The organism is Allobosea sp. P1_A7, assembly GCF_056406775.1.
Window position 1 is genome coordinate 1 of record NZ_JBFTZN010000446.1, and the last position, 3,008, is coordinate 3,008.

At 64.2% G+C, this 3,008-nt stretch carries 1 protein-coding gene; it reads right to left on the bottom strand.

What is annotated here, in order from left to right; genetic code table 11:
- Positions 1-3,008: peroxidase family protein (locus AC1D34_RS35975; protein WP_476826840.1), on the bottom strand; the 3,008-nt coding region annotated here is incomplete at both ends.

The window sequence follows — 3,008 nt, forward strand, 5'->3', positions numbered from 1 at the left end:
ACCCAGAAGGTCTGCCCGACCATGCCGCCATTGATATGCGTCTCGGCAAGGCCACCGACCCAGAGATCGACCCGGTCGATCCCCTTCACGATGCCGGTGCCGTCGGCCTGGATGGCCACGCTGATATTCGAGTTGATCGCCTGGAAGGCAGCTATCTCATTGGCGTCCAGGACGAGGTCGGGATAGGCCTGCTTGAACTGGGCGATCACTGCATCGCTCAGATTGTTGCGCTGCTGGAAGTCCTCCCAGGAGGGATAGGGTGAGAGGTTTCCGGCATATCCGACGGCCTSGGAGACATAGGGATCCTGCGAAGCGGCAAGATCCGAACGCACCTGGTTCAACGTTCCCAGCCCGACATCCCAGCCGCGTGCCACATTGAAGGCGAACAGGTCGGCATTGATCCGCACCAGATCGTTGCGCACCGCGTCGACGATATTGAAGTCAACCTCCTCCGCCGGCTGCCTGATGATGCCGCCCAGGATCGATCCCACGCCGAGCTGCTCATAGCCGGGCTGCGGGACGTAGCCGGGGGGCAAGGGAGCAGTGAAGGCGCCGGCGTCGTTCGTCGGGTTCAGGAAGGCGTCGAACAGCGCCACCTGCTTCGGCTGACCGTCGGCATCGAGCACGGTCATGGTCTGGCCGATCAGGGAGTGACCGACCCGGTACACGGCCGCCGCGAACTCATGCGAGATGGCRGCYGTCGCATCYGGATTRTAGYCGCCATGGCCGTGGYYGCCATCGCCCTTGATGCCGCCGATGAGATGATCGGCGAACTCRTCGAAGACGACGCGCTGGTAYTCGGCCTCGTTGATGATCTTGGCCGCCTGGAAGAGYTCCTCCTGYGTGCCCTGGAAGCCGGCCTCCACCAGATTCTCGACGTGGAAGTTGTGRTTGCGCGCCCAGATCGTGTGCATCGCGGTCAGGGAGAAGTTCTCGTTCGCCCGGCCGTCGCCAGCRATRTAGTGGTCGAGCACGCTGATGAACGGATTGGCATCGAGCAGCAGCGCATGTCCGGTGCCCATGAAATTGGATGCCATGGTCGCCGCCATCGTGGTGTTGATCACCCCGCCGTTGACCAGCCCCGCGAAATAGGTCTGGAAGGCGACCGGGCCGCCCGGCAGGCCGGTGAAGACGGTGTTGTTCTCCCAATGCTCGAGGATCAGCTCGCGCAGCGTCGGCAGCAACCGGAAGTTCGGGTCAGACGGATCCGGCCCTCCCGCCAGGAGCATCGAGCCGAGACCGCCATCGCCGTCGCCTTCCCGGAGGAACTGGCCGACGAGCCCGTTCGAGCCATAGGCCTGGTTCTGGTCCGCGAAGGGCGAGGTCCGGTTGATATGCTGGGGAACGCCATCGACGATTTCGTCGACCGTGCCTCGGGTGAGATCGGCCGGGTTGCCTGATCCGGGCGCGCCGTTGCCGGGAGCGCCGATCTGGATCGCGCCATTGCCACCCTTCGGCAGGAAGTCGAGGCCGTGGTCGAAATACTGGCCAAAGGCCATGAAGAAGATATTGGCGTCGTTGCTGTTCTTCGGCAGATCTGCTTCCTGCACGCCCAGGATATTGCTGATATTGCGCGGATCGAGCCCCTCGAAGATCGGATTGATCTGGTTGTTGCCGGTCGCCGCGTCGTAGTCGCCGTAGCGGGCTTCGGTCAGCCGGATGAAGTGCTCGTCCGCCGCACCGTAATCGGGATGGGCGAGATTGTTGCCGTGGCCGCTGAGATCGCGGACGCCGGGCACCGTGTCGTCATCCCCGGGGACTTCCTGGCCGTTGACCAGGTGCTTTAGCCCCGCAACGTCGCCGGCGGTGAGGTCGAACGCGCCAGTGATGCCGCCGCCGTTCCCGCTCCCGTTTCCGGAGCCCCCGCCGTTACCGCCACCGCCGCCAGTCGATCCGCCGGCGGCAGYTGGTCCGGTCACGTGCATTTCATCCTGGGCACGCATGCCAACCAGATGGTCGGAGCCGCCGCCCGTATTGAGCACGAYGTGGTGGGCCGATTCGAGAGCCGTCACGTCGACCGTGTCGTCACCTGTGCCGGAGTTCACCGTGATGGTGTTGAAGCGCAGATCCGAGGGGGTCAGGTTGCCGACCACGAGGACGCTGTCATTGCCGCCACCGGTATTGATCGAAATCTCTTCGATCTGATCCAGCTCGGCCACGACCGAGGCCGTRCCCGTGCCGTTGCGGGTGATCACGATATCCGTGTTGGCRTTGAGATCGCTGGCGAGATTGCCTGCGACTTTCAGCCACTCGAACCTGGAATAGATCGAGAAGACCTCGTCCGAATTGTCGCCGGTGATGCTGAAGGCATCGCCGACCGTTCCGTTGGCCCCGCCATTGACGACRTCGCGGCCATCGCCGACCCGCCAGACGATGGCGTCGTCACCRGYGCCGGCATTGATCGTATCGTTGCCCCCGAGGCCGAAGATCAGGTCGTTGCCMGCCGAGCCGGTGATCGTCGTCCCGGCTGCCGTTCCCARCTGGGTGGTGTAGGCCGTCGCGCCGAACTGAACCTTTTCGATCGTCGTCAGCGTGTCGCGGCCATCGGCATCGCTTGTGATGGTCAGCACGCCCGCATTGGTCGTGGTGACGGTATGGTCGAGCACCGATCCGGTGAACACCGCCGTGTCCGTACCGGCGCCGCCGGTCAGTGCGTTGTTGCCGGCATTGCCGGTGAGGATGTTGTCGCCGATACCGCCAGTGGCGTTTACGTTCGCGGTTCCCGTCAGCGTGACGTTCTCGACATTGGCGTAGTCTGCGAGGTTGAGATTGACCGATCCGGTCACCGTATCGATGCCGCCGGCAGCGCCTGCGGCCTCGATGACCTGGTCCCTTTGGGCCGCCGTGCCGGTCACATCATCGATGACATAGGTGTCGTCGCCGGCACCGCCGGTCATGACGTCGCCCGTAGTGTTGGGATTGGCGCCGCCATCGAGCAGATCGTTGCCTGCGCCGCCGTTCAGCGTGTCGGCACCGGCCCCGCCGCTGAGCACGTCGTTGCCCAGACC